At 62.7% G+C, this 25,632-nt stretch carries 18 protein-coding genes and 2 pseudogenes; 7 read left to right on the top strand and 13 right to left on the bottom strand.

Annotated features, from left to right (window positions below; all coding sequences use genetic code 11):
- Positions 1–315: 315 nt before the first annotated feature.
- Positions 316–726, top strand: a complete 411-nt coding sequence (locus AC3WLT_RS22355; RefSeq protein ID WP_492593863.1) for a type II restriction endonuclease — start codon at positions 316–318, stop codon at positions 724–726.
- A 2,010-nt stretch (positions 727–2,736) separates the two neighbouring features.
- Here AC3WLT_RS22355 and AC3WLT_RS22350 read toward each other — a convergent pair.
- The 13 genes from AC3WLT_RS22350 to AC3WLT_RS22290 all read right to left on the bottom strand — a co-directional run bounded on the left by AC3WLT_RS22350 (position 2,737) and on the right by AC3WLT_RS22290 (position 18,414).
- Entirely contained in the window at positions 2,737–4,533 is a 1,797-nt protein-coding gene (locus AC3WLT_RS22350) for a methyl-accepting chemotaxis protein (RefSeq protein WP_492593862.1), read from the bottom strand.
- 135 nt (positions 4,534–4,668) lie between these two features.
- Complete coding sequence (locus AC3WLT_RS22345) at positions 4,669–5,421, bottom strand: cupin domain-containing protein (RefSeq protein ID WP_492593861.1); 753 nt, start codon at positions 5,419–5,421, stop codon at positions 4,669–4,671.
- Between the two features lie 430 nt (positions 5,422–5,851).
- A complete protein-coding gene (locus tag AC3WLT_RS22340; protein ID WP_492593860.1) occupies positions 5,852–6,244 on the bottom strand; it encodes a helix-turn-helix transcriptional regulator in 393 nt (130 codons plus the stop codon).
- Entirely contained in the window at positions 6,241–7,410 is a 1,170-nt protein-coding gene (locus tag AC3WLT_RS22335) for an NAD(P)/FAD-dependent oxidoreductase (RefSeq protein ID WP_492593859.1), read from the bottom strand. The genes AC3WLT_RS22340 and AC3WLT_RS22335 overlap by 4 nt, the downstream gene beginning before the upstream one ends.
- Complete coding sequence (locus AC3WLT_RS22330) at positions 7,407–8,795, bottom strand: FAD/NAD(P)-dependent oxidoreductase (RefSeq protein ID WP_492593858.1); 1,389 nt, start codon at positions 8,793–8,795, stop codon at positions 7,407–7,409. The genes AC3WLT_RS22335 and AC3WLT_RS22330 overlap by 4 nt, the downstream gene beginning before the upstream one ends.
- Positions 8,780–9,094, bottom strand: a complete 315-nt coding sequence (locus AC3WLT_RS22325; protein ID WP_492593857.1) for a (2Fe-2S)-binding protein — start codon at positions 9,092–9,094, stop codon at positions 8,780–8,782. The genes AC3WLT_RS22330 and AC3WLT_RS22325 overlap by 16 nt, the downstream gene beginning before the upstream one ends.
- Entirely contained in the window at positions 9,091–10,944 is a 1,854-nt protein-coding gene (locus AC3WLT_RS22320; protein WP_492593856.1) for an ABC transporter ATP-binding protein, read from the bottom strand. Before AC3WLT_RS22320 ends, AC3WLT_RS22325 begins: the two co-directional genes overlap by 4 nt.
- On the bottom strand, positions 10,944–11,894 hold the full coding sequence (locus AC3WLT_RS22315; RefSeq protein WP_492593855.1) for an ABC transporter permease: 951 nt from the start codon (positions 11,892–11,894) through the stop codon (positions 10,944–10,946). Before AC3WLT_RS22315 ends, AC3WLT_RS22320 begins: the two co-directional genes overlap by 1 nt.
- Positions 11,891–12,844 carry an ABC transporter permease gene (locus tag AC3WLT_RS22310; RefSeq protein ID WP_492593854.1) on the bottom strand — a complete coding sequence of 318 codons (954 nt, stop codon included), beginning with the start codon at positions 12,842–12,844 and terminating at the stop codon, positions 11,891–11,893. The genes AC3WLT_RS22315 and AC3WLT_RS22310 overlap by 4 nt, the downstream gene beginning before the upstream one ends.
- A gap of 127 nt (positions 12,845–12,971) precedes the next feature.
- Entirely contained in the window at positions 12,972–14,588 is a 1,617-nt protein-coding gene (locus AC3WLT_RS22305; protein WP_492593853.1) for an ABC transporter substrate-binding protein, read from the bottom strand.
- Positions 14,589–14,671: 83 nt separating this feature from the next.
- Complete coding sequence (locus AC3WLT_RS22300; protein WP_492593852.1) at positions 14,672–15,946, bottom strand: NAD(P)/FAD-dependent oxidoreductase; 1,275 nt, start codon at positions 15,944–15,946, stop codon at positions 14,672–14,674.
- A gap of 66 nt (positions 15,947–16,012) precedes the next feature.
- Positions 16,013–16,681: a haloacid dehalogenase type II gene (locus tag AC3WLT_RS22295; RefSeq protein ID WP_492593851.1), complete on the bottom strand. Its 669-nt coding sequence runs from the start codon at positions 16,679–16,681 to the stop codon at positions 16,013–16,015.
- 233 nt (positions 16,682–16,914) lie between these two features.
- Entirely contained in the window at positions 16,915–18,414 is a 1,500-nt protein-coding gene (locus tag AC3WLT_RS22290; RefSeq protein ID WP_492593850.1) for an aldehyde dehydrogenase family protein, read from the bottom strand.
- Between the two features lie 279 nt (positions 18,415–18,693).
- Here AC3WLT_RS22290 and AC3WLT_RS22285 point away from each other — a divergent pair, with 279 nt between their 5' ends.
- The 6 genes and pseudogenes from AC3WLT_RS22285 to AC3WLT_RS22260 all read left to right on the top strand — a co-directional run bounded on the left by AC3WLT_RS22285 (position 18,694) and on the right by AC3WLT_RS22260 (position 25,625).
- Positions 18,694–19,578: a GNAT family N-acetyltransferase gene (locus tag AC3WLT_RS22285; RefSeq protein ID WP_492593849.1), complete on the top strand. Its 885-nt coding sequence runs from the start codon at positions 18,694–18,696 to the stop codon at positions 19,576–19,578.
- 6 nt (positions 19,579–19,584) lie between these two features.
- Positions 19,585–20,442: pseudogene (locus tag AC3WLT_RS22280) on the top strand (2-hydroxyacid dehydrogenase).
- A gap of 183 nt (positions 20,443–20,625) precedes the next feature.
- The gene (locus AC3WLT_RS22275; protein ID WP_492593848.1) at positions 20,626–22,023 is read left to right on the top strand and encodes an aspartate aminotransferase family protein; all 1,398 of its coding nucleotides are present in this window, start codon (positions 20,626–20,628) and stop codon (positions 22,021–22,023) included.
- A gap of 121 nt (positions 22,024–22,144) precedes the next feature.
- Positions 22,145–23,145, top strand: a pseudogene (locus tag AC3WLT_RS22270) (tartrate dehydrogenase); the annotation flags it as partial.
- Positions 23,146–23,178: 33 nt separating this feature from the next.
- Positions 23,179–24,651, top strand: a complete 1,473-nt coding sequence (locus AC3WLT_RS22265; RefSeq protein ID WP_492593847.1) for an NAD-dependent succinate-semialdehyde dehydrogenase — start codon at positions 23,179–23,181, stop codon at positions 24,649–24,651.
- The gene (locus AC3WLT_RS22260; RefSeq protein WP_492593846.1) at positions 24,648–25,625 is read left to right on the top strand and encodes a M14 family metallopeptidase; all 978 of its coding nucleotides are present in this window, start codon (positions 24,648–24,650) and stop codon (positions 25,623–25,625) included. Before AC3WLT_RS22265 ends, AC3WLT_RS22260 begins: the two co-directional genes overlap by 4 nt.
- The last annotated feature ends 7 nt before the right edge of the window (positions 25,626–25,632 follow it).

Raw genomic sequence — 25,632 nt, 5'->3', positions numbered from 1 at the left:
TGGAAAACTCGACTTCTCACGCTTTAATGAGCATGCCCGATGAGCCCCGTTACCCACTCCGTTTTCAAAAGAGCCTCATTTTCAGATTAACTGTGGCTTCAAACGTAGGTCATTGACAAAGTACTGTAAGCTGAAATCGGCCTTCCGCCGGTCATCATGCCCGTTATCTCAGACGAAAGCTTTCAATCCGTAGGCGTTAATGCTGTAATTGGCGTGCAGGCCATTACTGGCAGTCGGGATTGTCCCTCTCGTCCAACCTTGCGGTGAAGATCCAGCTTCCCACAATGCGTTCAATGGCATGTTATGGAGAAGACAATGGCGAATAAACCGATTGGTCTCACACGCGCATGCATAAAGCTTCTTTCATCAACCGAAGCGGACCCCAAAACTTCAAACCAGCACGAGTTCAACGGTGTTGTTCAACTTCAGCAGATCTTCGGAAAAAACCCTTTCGAAATGCCTGCGATCTTCCATCTGCGTGGCGAGGATCTGATCGACACGGCAAACGTCACTTGGTACGACGCAAGATTGAAGAATCCAAAGCGGTCAGAGCACCGCCTTTATTTTCAAACGAACAAGGTGATGTCGCGCGCGCATGAAGGCGATAACATTGTGATCGGGTTTGATAGCGCAGACCGACTGCACTGCGTACTGATACCCAGCGGAGCCGACGGATACCAAAAGGACGCCATCGGATGGCAGCCCGTGGTAAATGTGAGCGCCTGACAGTTTATGCGCTGATAACGAAATAGGCGATCTCCAAAAACTCAACCATCAACCTCCTGTAGACCTTAAACCGTCATTGGCAAGAAGTCATGGGCGGACATCGGTTTTCACGGTGAAACGGCAACCACAAAGCCAAAAGCCGCCCGAAGGCGGCTTTCAACTTCTTTGCAGCGGTGACATCACCATGCAGTTGAGCGCTCATATTGAACTGAAAATCTGGGTGACCCTCCGCTAATGATCACTATTGAGATGGCATGCCGATGTCAATGCGTCGGGAGATCGGGCTTCTACGCGGTAAAGGTCGGACGGCTGCCTGGATTCGGGGATCGGCGAGCACCTATGCGGCTCAGGGATGGAAACTGGAAGTAACGTACGCACGGCTGCTCAAAAAGCAAACTCCGCCGCAAGTTAGCCAAAGGTCGAAAGAACGAATCAAAGCGGCCACGGTTACTTAGCGGTTTGGGCCGAGGTTGCTTGCGTCGGCCAGTCGCTGCCGAAATCACATCGACGACCAGAGATACGCTAGCATTTAGATGTCGCGGGCGGTAATAGCAGGGTTGCACCGTACAATAGTGGTTACACGATGGCGGCAGTACTGCAATCTTGTTCGATAGCCCACCAACGCAGGCAAATGTGTTCACCTTAGGGTCTGGGCTGCTTATTTGACGGCCAATTCTGTTCAGAGGCTCGCGACCGCACGGCAAAGATAGTGAAACGCTGACGAAAGCCGCGTTTAGAACGACGCCGGGTTCACAATTGCCGGACAATCGTGATCGTATTTGCCGAGGGCGGACACATCACTCAGGGGAGATAGCTGAATGTAATGCGCGGTGAGTGAGTTAGCGAAACTATTTGACATAAGATAAATTATCAACATCAGTGGTGTCAGAGCTTTTTAGTAATGTCGTGTTTCAGCTCATTAGAAATGTCGTGATTCGGCCTCCGGGCGCAAGAGTTCTGGGAACTAAACTTGGGAACATTTTGGAACTAAATCGAGGAAATCTCTGCGCTGCAGCCGTTTCCCACTTTTAGTTCCAAAAAACACGCTTTTCATGTGCTCGAACGCCCACGTTGAAGTGTCGCACAAGGATTTACCAAGAAGTTCGGGCGTGCGCCGCGTGGCTCGCGTCCAATCGTCCAAAACGGCTTCGGTGCCAATTTCAGGCAGGACGAGCGAGAATGGCTCGGAAGCAACGGCACCCTACTCGTGATTGAAAGGTTCGCAGGGAGCACCGACTCCTCGAGCGTCTACTTCTCGACGCCCCGCGACAGGAAATTGTTGAACAGCATCGGGAATTCCAGCGACCTCTGACCGGGGCTCTTCGCCGGTTTGCGCAGTGAGCAAGGTTGCCGGGCCCACGCCGACAGCTTTTGCGAGTTCCCGGCTTGGGGGCAAACTGTGGGGCGCGCACCTCCCTTCGCGAACCTGACTATGAACGAGTAAAAGCCGGTCCAACATTCACCGTCCGGAAGCAGCGTTTTCCCAAAATTAGTTCCATCTGCAGAGTTTTCCCACATTTACTTCCAATCTGCAGCGCTTTCCCAAATTTAGTTCCAACGGCGCCCGCGCGTTTGGACTATATGCAAGCTCGCTGACGACTTCGCCCTCGACCGTTTCGGCCAAATCTGCGGCTGGCTGCAGCGACTCCGTATCCGTCACGTGTTCTTCTTTGCCCGTCCGAAAGCGGCCCCAAGCTGTGTGGCGCGTTTCACGTCGTCGCCATGAAGATAGAGGGAGGTTAGCGATATACACGCATCTTGCCACACATCGGATTACCGATCTGGCCGCTGAACGTATCCATGTACTTGACCATATTATCAGCGTACATGCCCCGTGCCGAGCGCGACTGGCAGCGATTCGTTCTCGAAAAAATACGATACGCCAGTCAATCGGCACTGGTCCGCATGGAAGCGCGGGGCAGACACGATTCGGCATCGTTTAGCACTCCGGCGCGCTCTGGAGTATGGGCTCCGGCGCGGGCAGAGCCACCTCTGCGACACGCGGCCCTCTTACGCGATCTTGAACTGTCCGATGGTAGATGCCAACGCGTTCGCCTGCGTCTGCAACGCGGCCGATGCGGCTGCCGATTCTTCCACCAACGCCGCGTTCTGCTGCACCATTCCATCGAGTTGCATCACCGCAAGATTGACCTCCTGGATCCCGCGTGTCTGCTCCGTTGCTGAACGGGCGATGCCCGAGATGACCGATTGAACATCGACAGCATTGGCGACAATCTCGCTCATCGTCTCGCCAGCTCGACGCACCTGGGACGATCCCGCAGCAACGCGTGAGACCGTGGACTCCACAAGTTGCTTCACTTCGCGCGCCGCCTGGGCGCTGCGCTGCGCCAGGCTACGAACCTCGTGTGCGACGACTGCGAAGCCGCGGCCTTGCTCCCCCGCGCGCGCGGCTTCCACAGCAGCATTGAGCGCGAGAATGTTGGTCTGGAACGCTATGCCGTCGATTACGCTAATGATTGCACCGATCCGGCCGGACGCTTCCTCGATGTCTCCCATTGTGCCGACCGCATCGGACACGATCTCACCACCGCGCGAAGCCATTTGCGTCGCGATACTCGATCGCTCGTCGGCCTCGAGGGCCGCTGCGGCCGACCGGTCCACGGTCACCGAGATTTGGTCCATCGATGCGGCTGTCTGCTGCAGGCTCGCCGCCGCCGACTCAGTACGGGACGACAGGTCGTGGCTTGCTGCGGCAATTTCATTTGCGGCGGCACGCACCGATTCGCTAGCACCGCGGATCTCTAACATCACGCTTTGAAGTTTGGCGACGAACTGGTTGAACGAACGCGCGATGTTGGCCACTTCGTCCCCGCCCTCGTCCGGCAGACGTTGTGTCAGGTCGCCCGTGCCCGAACTGATCGCTGTCATTGCTTGACTGACGTGCCCAAGGCGGCGGAACGCCGTTGTGGTAATCGCGGCCCCTATAACGGATGCGATGCCGACGATAACAATGAGAGACACCAGTGACGCACTCAAGAGCGAACGCATTCCAGCAGTCGCCTCCGACTCGTCGAGGGCGACCACGACGTCCCAATCGGTACCCGGCACGCCCTGTGCAAGCACCAGCTTCGTTTTTCCGTCGACGGCTAGTTTCATCGGTGCGCTCCCCGGGTCAGCCGACGCGGTCGTGACCACCCCAGCGAAATCCTCCGCAATGTCAGTGATCGGCTTGAACCTCAGCTTTGGATCCGGATGCGCAATGATGCGGCCGCTGTGGTCAATCAGCATACCGAAGCTTGCGGGAGTCGGATGAATCGATTTTACGTTCCCAACCACGCTGTCCAATGCGACATCGCCCACCAGTACAGCCTTCAACACGCCGTCGCGTATCACCGGAACCGCCAAAGCGACCAACAGCGCACCGCTTGTGCTGACGTAAGGGATAGCAACCGGTTTGCCGGCGTGCACGGCGCCTTTGTACCAAGGGCGGCTAGTCGGATCGTAGCTGGAAGGAATGTTCGGCCAGTCGGTGAACTTTGCGGTTCTGTCCGGGTAGCCGACGCCAACGTCAAAGAATCCGCCCGCAATGGCGATCTGTTTCAGCATGGGGCCCGGGTCAGTCGTCAACACGACATCCTGCAGCGATGAAACCATTCGAGTCTTGCCAGCGACCCACTCGGCGATAACACCGACGTGGTCGTTGGCGGACGACGTCAAGTCGTGGTCGATTGCAGCCTCCATGCTCGACTTCGCGATCGAATAATCTGTCGCGGTGCTGGAGACGACGGAGAAAACTACCAGCGCTACGCATGCAAGAACAACGCGTGTGCGAATGGACGATAGCATCGTATGGTCTATGACTCTTATGACTAAACGCGCATCCGCGTGCATCCACGCTTGGCGCGTCAAAAAGTCCTGCAGACATGGACTGCCTGCGGGCGAAGGTACATCAGGGACGTGATTCCCGGACGATTAGCGGCGTTATGCCGGACGATAAATCGCGTATATCTTTGCGACGTGCTCGCGACTTTCCCAACTGCACTGCGCGCCTTGTTCAACGAGGAAAATGTCACCGCGCTCGAAGGTGTCCGTTCTGCCGGATTCGTCCACGAATGTGACACTGCCTTCCAGGAGATACATCAGCTCGCAATGGCGATAAAACATTGCACTACGATGATAGGGTGTTGAATCCCAAGTGCCGCAGACAAATTCTCCATCCGCAGAGCGGTAGTCCGTGAAGTTGCGGCAGACCGGCGCGGGCGTGAGTAGCAATTCCGCGGGCGGCGTGCCCGACGGCTCCAATTGCGGCGCGTGCTGGATCGGGACAATCTTCCCGTCAGCATACTGACTGCCGTGGTAACGCATGAAGATGACCGATACGGGCCCTCGCGCTGACCAGGAAAACTCCGCGCCATGACCCAGCACCGCGCTGTCGCCTGGCCCCAGCGTTAGCGCACGGTCTTCTTGCGTCAACGTGATCTCCCCTTCCGCAACGATGATGAATTCATCTGCCGGCTGAGGCGGCACCACACCGCATCCTGCGTCGAGCGCTATCACGCCCGCGCTCACCGCCCCCGGCGGCCAATCTAGAACGCGGCGACTAGAAAGGAAGCGACTCTCGTCGGCCGAACCAATCGCCTCAATCCCTTGGCTTTTATCCGACGCGAATTTCCGTAGATCGATAAACGATCGGGAGCTGCAATGCTCCGCTACTGCTTGCTGCAATTTGGACATGTTGTGTTCCAGTCGTTCAGATTCTTTTTGCCAGACGCAGGTTGTGTTGGGTCGCACCTGGACCTAGGGCGGCACAAATCGGATGTGGCATGACTCGGCTTTCAGTTCTAACGTTTTGTTGGCGCACGCCTGTGCATTCAGCCGCCGGATGGTAGTCGCAACCCGTCAGCTTGTGTAACTGTTTATCGCATCCCGAATAGAAGAAAATGCCTTTCTTGGCACGCACTCGAATCGGCCGTTGCGCGTGCTCATTTTGAGCCGCATATCGTCGCCAACTTATCCAACTGCTGGAAACCAACGAGTTAGGGTGTTGCACTTCAGATTTGAGAACGCGGCACCGAGCTCGCCAGGTTGATCGCGTCGCGTCGGTCGGTCCTGGTGCCGCTCGCATGGCTTGCGTGGGACTAGCGATGGCGCGGGTACCATGCAGTCAAATCCCCTGTTCGGCCGCCCGCGAGTCGCTCCTTAGCTCACCGTCCGGCGCTCGGCGGCGGGTGTCAGTAGCGGCACGCCGGACGAAGACGCTGGGCGTCATCCCGCAGCATCGCTTGAAATGGCGGCTGAAATGGCTTTGATCGAAGAAACCGACCTCCGTCGCGACGACCGATCCCGGCACGCCTTTCAGCAACAGGGTCTGCGCGCGCTGAATTCGCAGCCCACACAGATAGCGGTACGGCGACGAGCCGTATTGCTGCCGGAACACCGTAGCGAAGCGCGACACGCTAAGCGCGGATAGCGCGGCGAGTTGGGCGAGCGTCACCGGTTCGTCGAAATGGGCTTCGATGAAAGCGCGGGCGGCATCGAGGCTGACGGACTGTTTCATGACGTCACGATGGTCGACCGGGCAGCCGTTTGCTCCTCGAAACGCCGGATGGAAAACGCGTCGAGGGGAATGGCCGTGCTGCCCGTATCGACGAGTTCCGCCATCGTTTCGCCGACGCCCGGGCCGATCTGAAAACCCGAGCCGCTGAAGCCGAACGCGTAGAACAAACCATCGACCTGACTGCTCGGACCGATCACCGGCTCGCCGTCGGGCAGATAGCCTTCCACCCCGCTCCACACGCGAATCACGTGCAGCGGCGCCAACGCGGGCACGAGCCGGCGCATCTGCGCCAGTTGCCGCACGGTGTTGATTGGCAACACCGAGGCGCGGCTCGTCACGGCATCGGCCGGGCCGGCAGGACCGCCGCCGACGATGATGTTGCCGCGCGGAATCTGGCGGAAATAGATGCTCTCTTCCTTGACCGACGTGAACACACCCATTGACAACCTGAACACGTAAGGCACCGGCTCAGTCACGCACATTTGCGGCCCGCGCGCGGTGATGGGCGCCGTTTCGCCGAACTGTTCGGTAAGACGCGTTGCCCACGCGCCGGCGCAGATCACGAGCTGCGCCGCCCAGTACACATCGCCGCGCGCGCTTTCCACGCGAAACCGCCCGCCATCTTTTTCGACGCGCACGATCTCGGTGTCCTCGATCACCTGCGCGCCGAGTCGGGCCGCCGCGCGGCCGAACGCGGGCGCGGCAAGGCGTGGATTGGCGTGGCCGTCGAGCGGCGAGATCGACGCCGCCAGCACCTCGCGGCCGAGAAACGGAAACCGCCTGAACATCGCTTTGCCGTGCAGCACTTCGAGTTCGAGACCATAGGCGCGAGCGTCGATGGCGTACTGATCGAAATGGTCGGCGTCCTTCTGGTGGTAGCACACGCGCGTGTGGCCCGACGCCAGAAACTCGATGTCCTCGCCGAGCAACTCCGCCGAGCGTTGCCACGTACGCAGCGCGCGGTTCGCCATTGCCAGTTGCGGCAATGCGCGGCCTTGCCGCCGGATGCCGCCGTAGTTCACGCCGCTCGCCTGTTGGCCCGTCAATCCGCGTTCGAGCAGGATCACCGAGCGGTTGCGCTGGCGCAGAAAAAACGCCGTCGTGGTGCCCACGATGCCGCCTCCGATCACGATCACATCGGCTTCGTTGCTGGTCGTCGCGCTCATTCGCTCACCTCGTCGCGCATCTCTTCGGTCAGCGCCACGGGCAGCGGCTTGACTGGCGCCTGGCCGCGCAGCCGCCCAACCGACGACAACGGCACGCAAGCCGCCGCCGCGATGATTTCCGCGCCGGCGTGGCCGCAATAGCGCCCCTGGCAGCGGCCCATGCCCACGCGCGAAAACGCCTTCGCGCGATTGGCTTCCTTCGCGCCGGTCGCTCGCACCACGCGGCGCAATTCGCCCGCCGTGATCGCTTCGCAGCGGCAGACGATGGTCTCGTCAGGCAGCGACGCGGCGAATCTCGCCGGCCATGGAAAGGCTTCGCGCAAGCCCGCGGCAAAACGCGTGAAGCGCGCGAGTTCGGCTCGCAGGCGCTCCCGCTCCGCGCCTTCGACCCGCATGCCATGATCGTGCAACGCCGCCAGCGCGGCGAGGCGGCCCGAACGTTCGGCGGCGTCCGCGCCGCGCACCCGCGCGCCGTCGCCCGCCAGATAGACGCCCTTGATGCTGCCACGGCCGTCGGCGTCGATTTGCGGCAGCCACTGTTGCGTGTTCTCGTCGAACGAAAAACGACAGCCGGCAAGGTCCGCGAGTTGCGTCTCGGGCCGCAGGTGATAACCGAGCGCGACGGCATCACACGCGAACTCGAGACGCTTGCCGCCGGGCAGCGCGACCTCGACGCCGCTCACGCCGTCTTGCGGCGAACCCTTGATCTCGATGGGTTGCACGCCGCGATGAACCGGCACGCGTGCTTTAGCCAGCACACGCGTCAGCGCGATGCCTTTTCTGAGCGCGGCGGGAATCGCCAGCAATTTGGGCAACGCGGCAACGCGCTGCCCGAACGTCGAGGTGTCGAGCACCGCGGCGAGCCGCGCGCCCGCTTTCACGTACTGCGCGGCCACGAGGTAGAGAAGCGGACCGCTGCCCATCATGACGATGCGCGAACCGATCGCGCAGCCTTGTGACTTCAGCGCGACCTGTGCGCCGCCGAGGCTATAAGTGCCGGCCTGGTGCCAGCCCTTGACCGGCATCAGCCGGTCCGTCGCGCCGCTGCAGACGATCAGCGCGTCGAACGCGAGCGTGTGATACCGCGTCCCGCTCACCAGGTGCACGGTGTTCGGCGAGATGTTCCAGACCAGCGTTTCCGGCAGATAGTCGATCCGGCTCTTCAACGCATCGAAGCTCTGATGCAGCGACGCGGCGCGCTCGGCCTCGGTGCCATAGAGCGTCTCGTAGCTGCGCGAAAACCCTTCCGGCTGCCGTCGATAAATCTGCCCGCCGTCGCGCCGCCCTTCGTCGACCACGACAGGCCGCAGTCCCGCTTCGACGAGCGCCTGCGCCGCGCGCACGCCCGCCGGCCCGGCCCCGATGATGACTACGCGCGGGGCCATACACCCTCCGCGGCTTCCGCCAGCTTCGTGACGATCGACATGCCCGGCATTGCCGGCGTGCTGCACGCACGCACCCGCTCGCCTTGCGCGGTCCACACCCAGCAGTCCTGGCAGGCGCCCATCAGACAGAAACCAGCGCGCCGGCCGTCGCCGAATTCGGAGTCGCGCAATGTGCCTGTACCGGTGAGCAACGCGACCATCAGCGTATCGCCTTCGGCGGCCTCGCGCACGACGCCGTCCACGATGAGGGGAAAGGTCTTGCGGCCCGTTTCCGCTAGCCGCACAAATCGCTGGTTCATGCCGGGATCGTCTCCAGGGCTTGCAAACGGCTGAGCTCGGCGGCCGAATGGTGGCAAAGAATCTCAGCGCCGGAAGGTAGCTTTCTGAGCGACGGCGGCGTCGTGTTGCACATACCGTCGATGCGCACCGGGCAACGCGCGCGGAACGAGCACAACGCGGGGACAGCGGCGCTTTCGCCCATCGCCGGTAGTGCGCAGGCAGCGACATGGCGACGCCCATCGAGCCAGCCCGGTTTCAACGCAGGCACCGAATCCACCAGCAAACCCGTGTACGGATGATAGGGTGGCGCGGCGAGCACGTCGCGCTGTCCCGCTTCCACTCGCTGCCCCGCATAAAGCACGATCACTTCGTCGCAGATGGCGCGTACGGTTGAGATGTCGTGGCTGATGAACATGTATGACACGGCCAGCTCGCGCCGCAATTCCGCGAGCAGGTCGAGGATCGCCGCGCCGACCACCGTATCGAGCGCGGACGTCACTTCGTCGCAGAGGATCAAGGCGGGCTCGGCGGCCAATGCGCGCGCCAGATTCACGCGCTGCTTCTGGCCGCCGGAGAGTCCGGCAGGCGTGCGCGTGGCGATCGAGGCGGGCAGCTTCACCAGATCGAGCAGTTCCAGCATGCGCTTCTTCGCGGCAGCACCACGCAGATAATGATAGAACGCGAGCGGCCGGCCAAGAATATCCGCGATCGAATGACTCGGGTTCAGCGCCGTGTCGGCGTTCTGGAACACGATCTGGATCTGCCGGTACTGCTCGGGCGTGCGGCGCGACATCTGCGCGGGCAACGGCTCGCCGTTGAACAGCACCTCGCCGCGTGTACGGTCGACGAGACCCGCCACCACGCGCGCGAGCGTCGTCTTGCCGGAACCCGATTCGCCGATCACGCCGAGCGCGCTGCCGCGAGGAATGGAGAGGCCTACGTCGTCGAGCACACACACGGCGGGTACGCCGGAACGGTCGATGCGGCCATAGCCTGCGGCCAGCCCCCGAATTTCGAGCACCGGCGGAACGTGCTTGCCGGCCTGCTGTGGCATTTCAGACGACGCCTCCGGGTGGCGCGTCGCGGCGAGCAACTGACGTGTGTAGGCATCGACGGGTGCGTCGAGCACCTGCGCGACCACGCCGTTCTCCTTGACCGTACCGCCGTTCAGCACCACGATGCGGTCCGCCATCTGCGCGACCACGGCCAGATCGTGCGACACGTACACAGCGGTAGTGCCGAGTTCGCGGATCACTTTCTTGAAGGCCGCGAGCACTTCGATCTGCGTGGTCACGTCGAGCGCAGTAGTCGGTTCGTCGAATACGACGACAGCCGGATCGGTGATCAACGCCATCGCGGCCATCAGGCGCTGCAACTGCCCGCCGGACACCTGATGCGGATAACGGTCGCCGATCGTATCCGGTGCGGGCAGCGCAAGCGCGCGGAACAGGCCAACCGCTTTGTTCCGCGCGGCCTCCTTCGTCATCAACTGGTGCAACAGCGCCGGCTCCGTCACCTGATCCATGATCGTGCGCGCCGGATTGAAACCCGCCGCAGCGCTTTGCGCGACATACGCGACAGTGCGCGCGCGCAAAGCGCGGCGTCCCTTCGCATCGAGCGACAACACGTCGACCTCGCCGATCCGCACCGAGCCGCCGCTGATCGAACAGCCTGCCCGCGCATAGCCGAGCAACGACAATGCAATGGTCGTCTTGCCCGAACCCGATTCGCCGATCAGCGCCAGCACCTCGCCTTTCTTCACCGAAAAGTCGACACCCTTGACGATCTCGGTTACCGGCCCCGGAGCCGCACCCGCGGTAACCCGCAGTCCCTTTACCTCAATCATGTCCCGCTCAGCACGATCAGCCATCATGCACCTCCATGGCTACGGCTACGACGCCGCAGGTTATCGATCAGCAGATTCATGCCGATCGTCAGCGTCGCAATCGCGACAGCCGGCATCAAGACAGCAGGCGCGCCTTCGGACAGGCCGCCGATGTTTTCGCGCACAAGTGAACCCCAGTCCGCGTTCGGCGGCTGCACGCCAAGGCCGAGGAAACTCAGACCGCTCAGCAGCAGAACGATAAACACGAAGCGCAGGCCAAAATCGGCAAGCATCGGATGGATCATGTTCGGCAGCACCTCGACCCGCGCAATATAGAAAATGCCTTCGCCGCGTGCTCTGGCCACCTGCACATATTCGAGACCCATCAGATTCACCGCGAGCGAACGCGAAATGCGGAACGCGCCGGGGATGTAGGCCAAAGCGGCCACCGTCGTCAGCATCGGAATCGACGAACCGAACGCGGCGATCACGACGAGCGCAAGCACCTTGCTCGGGATCGAAATCAGCGCGTCGAACAGACGGCTCAGGATTTCGTCGACCCAGCGGCCCGACACCGCCGCGAGCAGTCCGAAGAACGTGCCGATTACGCTGGCGAGCACCGCCGCGGCGAGCGCGAGGCCGACCGTGTAGCGCGCGCCGTAGAGGATCCGGCTCAACATATCGCGGCCGAGATAGTCGGTGCCGAGCGGATACGCCGCGCTATAGCTGCCGAAAATTTCCGTCGAGGTCAGCGCGCCACCTTTGTACGGCGCGACCAGCGGTCCGATGAACGCGACCAGCAGCCAGATGGCCACCATCAGCAGGCCGATCAGACCAAGTATGGAGAAACGGTGCACTAGGTGTTTGAGCATGCCGTGTTTCGGCGTCACCGCTTCCACAGGCGCGGGCTCGACGACCACTTCGTCGTGGCACACGTCGTACAGCTCTGTGGTGGCGTGAGGAACGTGGTGAGGATTGGTAGGTTGGCTCATCATCGACGCAGCCTCGGGTTGGACAGGATTTGACACAGGTCGGCGATCAACACCAACGCGAGATACGCCGCGCAGAACACCATCACGCAGCCCTGCACGAGCGGCATGTCGCGATTGGTGACGGCATCCACCATCAGGCTCGCGAGGCCGGGATAGTTGAAGATCGATTCCACGATCACCACGCCGCCGAACAGATACGACAGGCTCAATGCCACCGCATTGGCAATCGGTCCGATGGTGTTGGGCAACACATGCCGCAGCACCACGCGCGCCGGCGAGGCGCCCTTTAACACCGCCATTTCCACGTACGACGAATTGAGCTGATCGAGCACCGCGGCGCGCGTCATGCGTGCCATCTGCGCGACGAGCACGCAGCACAGCGTCATCACCGGCATCGCGTAGATGCGCAGCAGCGCACCGAACGAATGGACCTCCGAGAGATACGACAGCGCCGGCAGCCAGCGCAGCTTGACGGCGAAGATCAGCACGGCGATGGTGGCGATCAGAAACTCGGGCACGGCGACCGTGGAGAGCGTCAGCACGTTGAGCGTGCGGTCGAGCAGCGAGCCGCGGAACATCGCCGATGAAATACCGATCAACAGCGCCACCGGCACCGAGACCAGCGCCGTCAGACCGGCCAGTACCAGGGAGTTCGGCAAGCGCGTCGCGATCAGCTCGCTGACGGGGAGATTGTTCGACAGCGACGTGCCGAAGCTGCCGCTGACGATATGGAAGAGCCACTCGAAGTACCGTTGCAGCGCGGGCTGGTCAAGGCCGAACTGATGCCGCAATGCCGCGACGGCCTCCGGGGTTGCCGCCTGGCCGAGCGCCTGTTGGGCGGCATCGCCGGGAAGCAGTCCCGTGATGCCGAACACGACCGCCGAGACCAGCAGCAGCGTGAGCAGCGCGAGGCCGAGGCGCGCGACGATGAGTCGTTGCGCATGGGTTTTCATCGAAAGTCTCCTCCTGTTATATGAAGCAGCGCGCCGCATGGAAGCGGGGCGCCTGTTACGGCTATCGCGGGTTTTGCCGGGTTCGTTCGGTTTGGCTTCCCAGCCCGTCGGGCTGGAAAGCTTTCGATTACGCCTCCAGCCAGACGTTTTCCGCGAACATGAAGCCCATCAGGCCGGCCAGCGGAATCGAGCCAAGTCCCTTGAGCTTGTTGGTATGGGCGTCGAGCGAACTCTGGAACATCGGAATCCCGATGCCGCCGGTTTCATGCACCAGCACCTGCATATCGCCGTAGATCTTCTTGCGCTTCGCGTCATCCGGCTCGCCGCGCGCCGCAACCAGCATCTGGTCGAACTTCGGGCTCTTCCAGTTCGCTTCGTTCCAGGGTGCGTCGGACTTGAAGAACTGGGTGAAAATCACGTCTGCGCTCGGACGCGCGTTGACATTGCCGAAACCCAGCGGATGCTTCATCCAGTGATTCGACCAGTAGCCGTCCGCTGGGACGCGGCTTACCTGCAGGTTGAGGCCCGCCTGCGGCGCAACCTGCTGAAGCAGCATCGCCATTTCGACCGAACCGTCCGCGGCCGGCGACGCGAAGATCTGCAGCGGCGCGCTGCCGAGCTTTGCCTTCTGAAAATAAAACTTCGCCTTGTCAGGATCGAATGCGCGCTGTGGGAGACCCGCGAGATAGTACTTATTCGTCGGGTCAATCGGCTGATCGTTGCCGATTGCGCCGTAGCCCTGGAAGATCGCCCGGCGCATCTGCTCGCGGTCCTGCAGGTACATCATGCCGCGCCGGAAATCGTCGTTGCCGGTAATGCCGGCTTCGTCGCGAACAATCAGGTCGGTGTACTGGCCGGTCTTCGTCTCCAGCACGGAGAAGCCGCCGGCGCCCTTGATCTGAGTGGTCGAACGTGGGTGCACCGCGTTGATCAGCTGCACGTCGCCCGAGAGCAGCGCGTTCACGCGCGCGGATTCGTCGCCGATGCCGACCAGTTCGATTTCGTCCAGATGCGGCATGCCTGGCTTCCAGTACTTCTCGTTTTTGACGCCAACGGTGCGCACGCCCGGCGAGAATTCCTTGACCTTGAATGGGCCGGTGCCGATTGCGGTTTTGAAATCCTTGGTGCCGTCCTTGATAATCTGGAAATGCGAGGTGGCCAGAATCACCGGCAGATCGGCGTTCGGGCCGTCCAGGGTGATCGTCACTTCGTTCGGGCCGGTTGCTTTCACTTCCTTGATCTGCTCGGCCAGCGTCTTCGCCTTCGAGGCGGTGGCTGGATCCTTGTGGCGCATGATCGAATACACCACGTCGGCCGGCGCGAGCGCCTTGCCGTCGTGGAACTGCACGCCGGAGCGCAGCTTGACGACCCACACGGTCGCATCTTTCGTATCCAGCGAGGTGGCGAGCGCCATCTTCGCGCTGAGATGCGAATCGAGCTCGGTCAGACAGTTGTAGAACATGAAGCCGCGGACATAGTCGGTGGCAAGCGCGCCCTTGGCCGGATCGAGCGTGTCCGCGGCCGAAGCGGACTGCGTCGCCACCCGAATCTTGCCGCCCTGCTTCGGCTTCGCCTGGGCGAATGCCGCGCCGCTCGCGCTCAGAAGACCGGCGCCCGTCACCGACATCATCCCGGCCGCGGCCATCGCGCGCAGCACGTCGCGCCGCGAGGCGCCCCTGGCCGTCAATTGCTCCAACCCGTGACCGGGTTCAGATGCGCCGTGCTGTGAATTTTTCTTATTCATCGTATGTCTCCGCGAGAGTGGCAGTTGTGATGGCTGCGTGAGGTTGACTAATGCCTACAAAACGCCAGTACAACAACAGGACTTCAATAGAAGATGTCTTTGATACGGTAATACGTTCCCACGAGCGGCAGGAACCAGGGCTTCCCGGTGTGGCCCGGAATAGCGGCCCATTCGGACTCGCCCCACGGGTTGCTGTCGTCGCGGCCATCCATCACGTCGGCCATCACCTGACCCATATGCGTCGACATCTGCGTGCCGTGGCCGCTGTAGCCCATCGAAAAATAGATGCCGTCGTGCTGCCCGGCATGCGGCAGACGGTCGGCGCTCATGTCTACCAGACCGCCCCAGCAATAGTCGATGCGGGCGTTGGCGAGCATCGGGAACATCCCGGCGAGACCTTCCTGCAGGATGCGTCCGCTCTTCGCATCGGACGGCCGTTCGGACGCCGTGAAACGCGCCCGGCCGCCGAACAGCAAACGCGAATCGGGTGTCACGCGAAAGTAGTTGTGCATCAGCCGCGTGGTGGTGTACGCGCGCCGGTTCGGAAATACTTGCGCCAGCAACTGCGGCGACACGGGCTCCGTCACCACGATGAACGAACCGACCGGCGCGAGACGCCGCCGGTACCAGCCGAACGGACCGTGGCGCGACGGGCCGGTCGCGATCAGCACCTGCTTCGCGCGCACTTCGCCGCGCGCCGTGGTGATGCGGAAGCCGCCGCCGTCTTTCACGATAGCGGTAACTGCCGCGTTTTCGTACAGCTTGGCGCCGCGGCGCACCGCGGCCTCCGCGAGACCGACGACGAACTTGCCCATATGCATCTGGCCGCCGTGCCGGTGCAGCAATCCGCCGTAAAAACTGTCCGACTGGATTTCACTGCGGATACGGCTGCGGTCGATCAGTTCGATATCCGTATCGACTTCGCGCCGGATCAGCTCCGCGGTCTTCTCCAGATGCGCCAGGTGGTGCGGCTTGGACGCGAGCTTCAGCTTGCCGGTCGCGATGTAATTGCAGTCGATGTTTTCCTCGCGGATCAGACGCTCGACCGTGTCGACCGCATCGGAAAACGCGCGGTAGCAGGCACTCGCCCGCTCCACACCGAGTTGCGCGACAAGTGCGACGAAATCCTGCGCGACACCGGTATTGACCTGCCCGCCGTTGCGCCCGGACGCGCCGCCGCCGATGCGGCCGGCGTCGACCACCGTCACCGACGCGCCGCGCTTGCCCAACGCCTGCGCCGCCGACAGCCCGGTGAAGCCGCCGCCGATAACGACGACATCGGTCTGACCTTCGACCGGACCCTCGCACGCCGAAAGCAGGGGCGGTGCAGTGTCGAGCCAATAGGAATCGAGCTTCATCGGGTTTGTCCTTGAGTGGGGCAATGAGCGAGGGGGCTGGCTGTCTTCAGCGTATGCAAGCGGCGCCTACAGACCAAGTTCCGAGGCCAGATGCGGAATATCGCTGACTTCGTAGTACTGGTAGTACGGCGTCGACGGCTCGTGGCCGCGGTTGACGAATGCCTTGTGCTTGACTCCCATGTCATGCACAGTCATCAGGTCGTAACGCAGGCTCGACGACACGTGCAGCACGTCTTCCGGATTGCAGTTCAGCTGGTCGAACATGTATTCGAAGCCCTGCATACGCGGCTTGTACGACTGCGCCTGCTGGGCGGTGAAAACCGCATGAAACGGCGCGCCGAGCTTGTCAACGTTGCGCTGGATCTGGTCGTTCGATGCATTCGACAGGATCACCAGCTTGTACTTCTTCGCAAGGCGCGACACACCTTCCGGCACGTCCGGATGCGGACCCCAGGTTGGCACCGCTTCATAGATGCTCTCGGCACCCGCTTCGTTGAACTCGACATTCATGCGCTTGCAGGCGCGGCGCAGCGCGTTGACCACCACGTCGCGATACGGCTTCCATGCGCCGAGCACTTCGTCGCGGCGATAGCCCGAGTAAAACGCCACGAGCTTCTCCAGATCTTCGCCGTTCAGCAGATGGCCGTACTGTTCGCGCGTCATGTCGGCCATGTGGAATTTGGTGAGGGTGCCGTAGCAGTCGAAGGTGATGTATTTCGGTTCGAAGTCGATCATGGTGCAGTCCTATCGTGATGGCGAACTCGCGTCGGAGTTCATTGGCGAAAACAGGGAGAGCTCATTCCTGTAAAAGATTTAAGCAGCAAAAAAAAATAGATGTTCCTGATTAAGGCGCTGCCGGTGACACAAACCATGCGTTTTGGGGCTTCCGGCAGCACAGAATGCGCCACTCAGGTCGAAAGCCTTGTCCCTGCTGGGTTTGCGGCCAGCGCCGGACGGATGGCACGCGTTCAGGCGCGCAGGTCGATCAACACGCTTTTGAAACGCAGGTTTGCCTCGTAGGCCTGGCGGCCCAGGTCCTTGCCGATGCCGGAACGCTTGTAGCCGCCTGTGGGAATCATGAAGTCCGAGGTGCGGCCATAGCGGTTGACCCACACCGTGCCCGCTTCGAGCCCGCGCACAAAACGCAGCGCCCGGCCCAGGTCGGCGGTGTGCACACCGGCCGCGAGGCCGTACTCGGGATGCTGCGCGAGCGCGAGCGCTTCTTCTTCGGTATCGAAGGTTTGCAGCGTCAGCACCGGGCCGAAGACTTCTTCGCTCACCGCTTCGGAATCAGCCGTGACGTCCGTGAGCAGCGTCGGTGTATAGAACGCGCCGGTCAATGCAGCCGCCGCGCCGTCAGCCCGCATGCCGCCATAGCGCAGCGTCGCGCCGCCCTCCAGCGTGCGTCCGACGATCCCTTCGATGCGCGCTGCCTGTGGCGCGGAGATGATCGGCGACAACGTGGTGCCGGCGGTCCAGGTCGCGCCCGGTTTCAACTCGGCAAAGACCTTGCCGATGCGCTCGGCCAGCGGTTCGGCAAGGCTTCGCTCGACCAGCAGCCGCGAGCCCGCCACGCACACCTGGCCCGCGTTGCCGGTAATGGCGCCAGCGATCCGCCGTGCGACGTCGTCGAGACGCGGGGCGTCGGCGAATACGATTTGCGGGCTCTTGCCACCCAGTTCGAGCGTGACCGGTTTGGTGCCGCTATTGGCGCAGGCCGCCATGATCGCGGCCCCCGTCCGTGTGGAACCGGTGAAGGTGACCTTGCTGATCTTCGGATGGCGCACCAGTTCATCACCGGTGACACGGCCATCGCCCTGGATCACGTTGAAGATGCCGGCCGGCACACCCGCCTGCACCGCCAGTTCGGCGAGCCGCAACACCGAGAACGGCGTCATCTCCGAAGGCTTCAGCACGACGGCGTTGCCCGCCGCCAGTGCGGGCGCGATCTTCCACGACGCCATCACCAGCGGGAAATTCCATGGCGCGATTGCGCCGATCACGCCGTACGGCTCAGTGATCGTCATGCCGAGGTGGTCGTGATCGGTCGCGGCCACGTCGCCACCCAGCTTGTCGGCGAACTCGGCGTAGAAGCGGATGCCCTCGGCGGTGAACGGCACGTCCCAGCCAACTGCCTGAGCAATCGGACGCGTCGAACCGAGCGCCTCCAAACGGCCTAGAAACGAGGCGTCGGCTTCGACCAGTTCGGCGAAGCGGCGCAGGATCTTCGCGCGCTCGCGCGGCGCCATGCGCGCCCAGCCGCTCGTCCTGAAAGCCTGCCACGCGTTCTCCACCGCGCGATCCACCGTTCCGGCATCGGCGAGTGGCACCCAGGCGTAGATCACGCCGTCCGAAGGGCGCGCCACCTCGATGCGGCGCCCGCCGCTGCGTACGTCACCATCCACATACTCGCCGCCGATGAAATGCCCGCTGCGAATCGCGACGTCGTCCGGATTGAAGCTGTCCATGAGAAATGGTTTCCTGTGTGACTGGCTGAGGGTCCACGCGGGGGCTTTTTGACAACGCCGCGGCGATGACGAAATCATAGAGCCGTGGGCGCGGCATATGTCGCCGATAAAAATCGCCGTGCAGCAGAACACGCCCGTAATGAGTGATGAAACGTGGCGTTTTGCATCGATTTTCGATGCGGCCCTTTCGGGCGCCGCGGATAGAAAGATCGTCCTAGTCACACCGCGCACGGGATGACAGAGTGACGGCGTAAGTCTTCAGTCATTCAGGAGTACGGTGTGTCCGATTCGAATACCGATTCGATTACCTATCGACCCTTCAGCCACGACGACATCGCCGCCGCGCACGCGCTGACGGTCGAGCTCAAATGGCCGCATCGCGCGGACGACTGGCGATTCGCGGCGCTTCTGGGTGTGGGGTTCGTCGCGGAAGACGCGAGCGGCGTGATCGGCACGGCGCTGTGCTGGAAGTACGGTGTAGACCGCGCGTCGCTCGGGATGGTGATCGTGTCCCCCGGGCAGCAAGGGCGCGGCATCGGCAGAAAGCTGACGGATCTGGTGCTGGAAGAACTCGGCAGCCGGGTCACGTTCCTGCACGCGACGACCGCCGGTCAGCCTTTATATGAAAAGCTCGGCTTTCGCGCGGTCGGCACGCTCGACCAGCATCAGGGCACGGCATTCCAGCCGCCTCTCGTTTCCTTGCCGCCCGGGGAACGCCTGCGCCCACTCGGGTCGAGCGATACGGCACGGCTGGTCGAACTGGCCTCGCAGGCAAGCGGCCTGGACCGTGGAGAAGTCTTGCCCGCACTATTAAGCGCGATCGACGGCATTGCCCTCGATCGCGACGGCGAACTGATCGGCTTCGCGCTGTTTCGCCGCTTCGGGAAGGGCTTTGCGATCGGACCGGTGGTCGCGCCCGCGTCGGAGGATTCAAGCCGGGCCAAGGCCCTCATCCGCCATTGGCTCGCGCTGAACGAAGGCATGTTCGTGCGCATCGACACACCCGGCGAAAGCGGGCTGACCGAGTGGCTGGAACAGTTGGGGTTGCCGCGCGTGGACACGGTCGTCAAAATGGTCCGCCGCGGCACACCGGGCGAACCCGCCACCAGCGGGCACGACGCGCACTACCTGCAATACGGCATCATCAACCAGGCGATGTGCTGATCCATCATGGCCTTCCTCTATAAAGCCGACCCGGCGCGCGGCGCGCGATGGGCGAAACTCGTCGCGCAGAAGGCACCGAACCTGCCGTTCCACGTCTTGCCCGATCTCAGCGACCCGGCCGCGATCCGCTACCTCGCCGCCTGGCAGCCGCCTGAAGACCCCACCCGCACCTTCCCGAACCTCGAAATCGTGTTCTCGGTCGGCGCTGGTATCGACCAGTTCGACCTGTCGGGCGTGCCGGCGCATATACCGGTGGTACGGATGATCGAGCCAGGAATTATTGAAGGGATGGTCGAGTACATCACGCAAGGCGTGCTGACGATTCAGCCAGCGCCGCGTCGGCGTGCTCGGACTCGGTGTGCTCGGCACCGCCGTGTTGCAACGGCTGCGTCCGTTCGGCTTCGCGTGCGCGGGCTGGAGCCGCTCGGCTCGCGAGATCGAAGGTGTCGATTGCCATGCGGGCGAAGGCGTGCTGGATGAGTTTCTCGCCCGCACTGACATCCTGATCTGCCTGTTGCCGCTCACGCCCGCCACACGCGGCCTGCTCGATGCCAGGTTGTTCGCGAAGCTGCCACGCGGCGCGTCGCTGATTCAGACCGGGCGCGGTCCGCATCTGAACCAGCCGGATTTGCTGGCGGCACTGGATAGCGGCCAGTTGCACAACGCCATTCTCGACGTCACTGATCCGGAGCCCTTGCCCGCCGGTCATGCGTTGTGGACGCATCCACGCGTGCGCATCACGCCCCATATCGCCAGCGCGACACGGCCGGAGAGCGCTGTCGACGTAGTGCTCGAGAATCTGCGCCGCCATCGCGAAGGCCAGCCGATGCTCGGTCAGAGATCGACCGCGCGCAAGGCTATTGAGGGCAGGACCGCTTGAAACCCCCGCGTGGCGCGGCTTTTCAGCGTCCGCAGCAGAAAATGCTAAGGCCACACATCAAAACGCGTCGGGCGCGCTTTTCGGACAATTGTTTAGGTGAGCAGGTGATCGTCGCGGGTCAGTAGTATGGAACGGTCAACAGCCCTTTCCCGCGACGAGAAACCATCATGCCGATTCATTCGCTTATCGAAGCCGACCGCAAGCATCTGATTCACCCGGTCATCAACTACCGCGCGCACGAAGCCCGCGGCGTCACCGTCCTCGAGTCCGCCCGCGGCGCGTTCCTGCGCGACGCGGCTGGCAACGAACTGCTCGACGCCTTCTCGGGCCTGTGGTGCGTCAATGTAGGCTATGGCCAGCAAAGCATTGTCGACGTCGCCACCGAGCAGATGAAGAAACTGCCCTACGCGACCGGCTATTTCCATTTCGGTTCGGCCCCGGCGATCGAATTGGCGCAAAAGCTGGTGGAGGTGTCGCCCGCTTCGCTGCAACACGTGTATTTCACGCTCGGGGGTTCCGATGCAGTCGATTCGGCCATTCGTTTCATCACGCACTACTTCAACGCAACCGGGCGGCCGTCGAAGAAACACATCATCGCGCTGCAACGCGGCTACCACGGCTCGTCGACGATGGGCGCAGGGCTGACCGCATTGCCCGCGTTCCACCGCAATTTCGATCTGCCGCTGCCGAACCAGCACCATCTACCGTCGCCGTATGCGTACCGCAACGATTTCGCCGACGACGCCGCGTTGATCGCCGCCTCGGTGGCCGCGCTCGAAGCGAAGGTGGCCGAACTCGGCGCGGACAATGTTGCGGCCTTCTTCTGCGAACCGATTCAGGGCTCAGGCGGCGTGATCGTGCCGCCGGTCGGCTGGTTGAAAGCGATGCGTGAAAGCTGCCGTCAACTCGGCATTCTGTTCGTCGCCGACGAAGTCATCACCGGTTTCGGCCGTACGGGTCCGCTATTCGCGTGCCAGGGCGAAAACGTCGAACCGGATCTGATGACCGTGGCAAAGGGCTTGACCTCCGGCTATGCGCCGATGGGCGCCGTGCTGATGTCTGACGAAATCTATCAAGGCATTGCCGACGGCGACGCCGAAGCGATCATCGGCCACGGCCATACGTATTCGGCGCACCCGGTCAGCGCGGCGATCGGTCTCGAAGTGCTGCGCCTGTATCACGAAGGCGGCTTGCTCGCGAACGGCGTCGCACGTGGCCCGCGTTTCGCCCGAGGCCTCGACGCGCTACTCGCGCATCCGCTCGTGGGCGACTCGCGCCATCGTGGCCTGCTCGGCGCACTCGAACTTGTTTCGGACAAAGACAGCAAGGCAGGTTTCGATCCCTCGCTGAAACTGTCCGAGCGGATCGCCGCGGCGGCGTATGAAAACCGCCTGATTTTCCGCGCGTTCGGCGACAACATTCTCGGCTTTGCGCCGGCGCTGTCGTACACCGAGGCCGAGTTTGACCTGCTGTTCGAACGGCTCGAAAAGACCCTCGACGACGTTCTCGTGCAAGCCGACGTTAGGGCCGCGCTGAAGGTCAAAAACCATGCCACTGCATACTAGAGTGGGAGGGTCCTTCAAGATCCTTTCACCGATCGCCGGAGTGATAACACGACGACGAGCAGCGACTGCAAGCTGGACCGGATTGACCTGCGCATACTTTCGCAGTTGCAGAAGAAAGGCCGCGGCGAAAGCGCGTTTCGGCATCGAGCTGGAGTATCAGCACATCGAACGGGCCAGCTGCGAGTACTACAGAAAGCACGGCAAGATGATGCCGGACGACTGGAAGACCCAGTTGCAATCGGCCGATGCGATCCTGTTCGGCGCGGTCGGCTGGCCGGACACGGTGCCCGACCACATCTCGCTGTGGGGCTCGCTGCTGAAGTTCCGCCGCGAATTCGACCAGAGTACATCAACCTGCGGCCTGCACGGCTCTTCGCCGGCGTGCCGTCGCCGCTGGCGGGCCGCAAGCCGGGCGACATCGACTTCTGGATTGTGCGTGAAAACACCGAGGGCGAGTATTCGTCGGTGGGCGGCGTGATGTTCGAAGGCACCGAGCGCGAATTCGTGCTGCAGGAATCGGTGTTCACGCGCCACGGCAGCGAGCGCGTGCTGAAGTTCGCGTTCGATCTCGCGCAACGCCGCGAGCGCAAGCAGATCACCGTCGCCACGAAGAGCAACGGCATCGCGATCAGCATGCCCTGGTGGGACAAATGCGCAGCCGGCATCGCGGCGCAGTACCCCGACGTGAAGTGGGACAAGCAGCACATCGACATTCTCTGCGCCCGCTTCGTGCTGAACCCGGATCGCTTCGACGTGGTGGTGGCCACCAATCTGTTCGGCGACATCCTCTCCGATCTCGGCCCCGCCTGCACCGGCACGATCGGTCTCGCGCGGTCGGGCAACCTGAACCCGGACCGCAAGTTTCCGTCGCTGTTCGAACCGGTGCACGGCTCGGCGCCCGACATTGCCGGCAAGAACCTCGCCAATCCGATCGCGATGATCTGGTCGGCCGCGATGATGCTCGACTTCCTCGGCAATCACGCAGGCAAGGAACGCGAGGCGCATGACGCTATTCTCGCCGCAATCGAAGCGACGCTGATCGAAGGCCCGCATACCGGCGACCTGGGCGGCAAGGCGAACACCATCGAAGTCGGCCAGGCTATCGCCGCGAAACTCGCTTAACTGGTTTAACTGCATTCGGCAACAGGAGCCCGTATGTCACACACATTCGAACTGAGCGAACTGATTCGCCACGACAACTTCATCGACGGCAAGTGGACGCCCGCGCAAGACAATTCGCGCTTTGCCGTGACCGACCCCGCCACCGGCGAGGTAATCGCCGACGTCGCCGACAGCAGTCCCGCCGACGCCCACGCCGCCACCGACGCCGCCGCGCGTGCCCTGCCCGCATGGCGCGCGTGGCTGCCAAAGGAACGGGCCGCCGTACTGCACCGCTGGCATGCGCTGATCGTCGCGAATCAGGAGGCGCTCGGCGCGCTGATCTCGCTCGAGCAGGGCAAGCCGCTCGCGGAAGGCAAAGGCGAAGTGGCGTACGGCGCGTCGTATGTCGCATGGTTCGCGGAAGAAGCCACGCGCATCTACGGCGATCTGATTCCGCAGCAGCAGCGCGGCAAACGTATGACAGCGCTGAAGGAGCCGATCGGCATCGTCGCGGCGATCACGCCGTGGAATTTCCCGCTGGCGATGATCGCGCGCAAGATCGCGCCGGCGCTCGCCGCCGGCTGCACGGTGGTGGCCAAACCCGCTGAAGACACGCCGCTCACCGCCTCGGCGCTCGTGCTGCTCGCGCATGAAGCCGGTGTGCCGGCGGGCGTGCTGAACCTCATCACGGCCTCGCGTGATCACGCGGTCGCCACCGTCGCCGACTGGCTGCACGATGCGCGCGTGCGCAAGATCACCTTCACCGGCTCGACGCCGGTCGGCAAGTATCTGGCCCGCGAGTCGGCAGACACGCTCAAGAAGCTCTCGCTGGAACTGGGCGGCAATGCGCCGTTCATCGTCTTCGACGACGCTGACCTCGGCGCGGCCGCGACCGGTCTTATCGCGGCCAAGTTCCGCAATGGCGGACAGACCTGCGTGTGCCCGAATCGCCTGTACGTGCAGTCAGGCGTGTACGAGAAGTTCGCCGACCTGCTCGCGACGCGCGTGGCGGCCCTGAAAGTCGCACCCGCCACCGATCCCGCCGCGCAGATCGGCCCGATGATCAACGCGCGCGCCATCGACAAGATCGCCCGTCACGTCGACGATGCCGTGAGTCGTGGCGCGCGGGTGCTGACGGGCGGCAGGCGCCTCACGGAACTCGGCCCGAACTACTACGCGCCCACTGTGCTCGCGGACGCCAATGCGCAGATGCAGCTCAGCTGCGAGGAGACATTCGGGCCGGTGGCACCGCTTTTTCGCTTCGATACTGAAGACGAAGCCATCTGCGCCGCCAACGACACGCCCTTTGGCCTCGCCTCTTATTTCTATAGCCAGGACGTGCGCCGCATCGACCGCGTCGCGCGGCGGCTCGAAGCGGGCATCGTCGGCATTAACGAGGGCGCGCTCGCGAGCGAGGCCGCGCCCTTCGGCGGCGTGAAAGAATCGGGCTACGGCCGCGAAGGGTCGAAGTATGGGCTCGACGACTATCTGTCGATCAAATATCTCTGCCAGGGTGGTCTCGAATGAACACGCATGCCTATCCGATCGAAGTCGCGTTCCCCGATATCTCCATGCACGAACGCAGCGGGACTGGCATTCCCTACCTGCATACCTTCGATTCGGGCGTGGCCGGAGCGCATGTGATGATCAATGCGCTCACGCATGGCAACGAAGTGTGCGGCGCGATCGCCGTCGATGCGCTGCTGCGCGCGAAGCTGCGGCCAACGCGCGGCAGGCTGACGCTCGCATTCGCGAACGTCGATGCGTATGCGCGTTTCGATCCGTCGGCGCCCGATGCGGCACGCTTCGTCGATCAGGATTTCAATCGCGTGTGGACCGCGCAAACGCTCGATGACGCCACGCGCGATTCGAGCGAACTGCGCCGCGCACGCGCGATGCGGCCCGTGATCGATACCGTCGACCTGCTGCTCGATCTGCACTCGATGCATGAGAAGAGCAAACCGTTGATCGTCTCCGGGCCGCTCGACAAAGGCATCGCGCTGGCGGAACAGCTCGGCACGCCTGCCACGGTGATCTGCGACGAAGGCCATCCGGAAGGACGCCGGATGCGCGACTACGAAGGCTTCGGCAATCCGCAAAGCGCGAAGAACGCGCTGCTGATCGAGTGCGGGCAACATTGGGAAGCGAACGCCGTGGCCGTCGCACGCGATGTGACGGCGCGCTTTCTCGTGCTGTCGGGTGTCGTCGATGAAGCGGACCTGCCTGCCGGGTGGACCCTTCCGCTGCCCGAAGAAATGCTGATCGTGCGCGCGACGGAACCTGTCGTTGCGAAGAGCCTCGATTTTCGTTTCGCGGATAACTACACAGGGCTCGAAGTGTTTCCCGAAGCGGGCAGCGTGATCGGCTGGTCGGATGACGAAGCCGTGCGCACGCCCTACGCCGACTGCATGCTCGTGATGCCCTCGCTCAGGCAGTTACGGGCGGGCGTGACCGTCGTGCGGCTCGGCAAGATCGAGCGCCGCATCGCGCACGCGCAATAAGTCTTGT

The sequence above is a fragment of the Paraburkholderia sp. FW306-2-2C-D06C genome (assembly GCF_058781505.1).
Note: the sequence above shows the minus strand (reverse complement) of the source record. Positions and strands in the feature narration are given on the sequence as shown.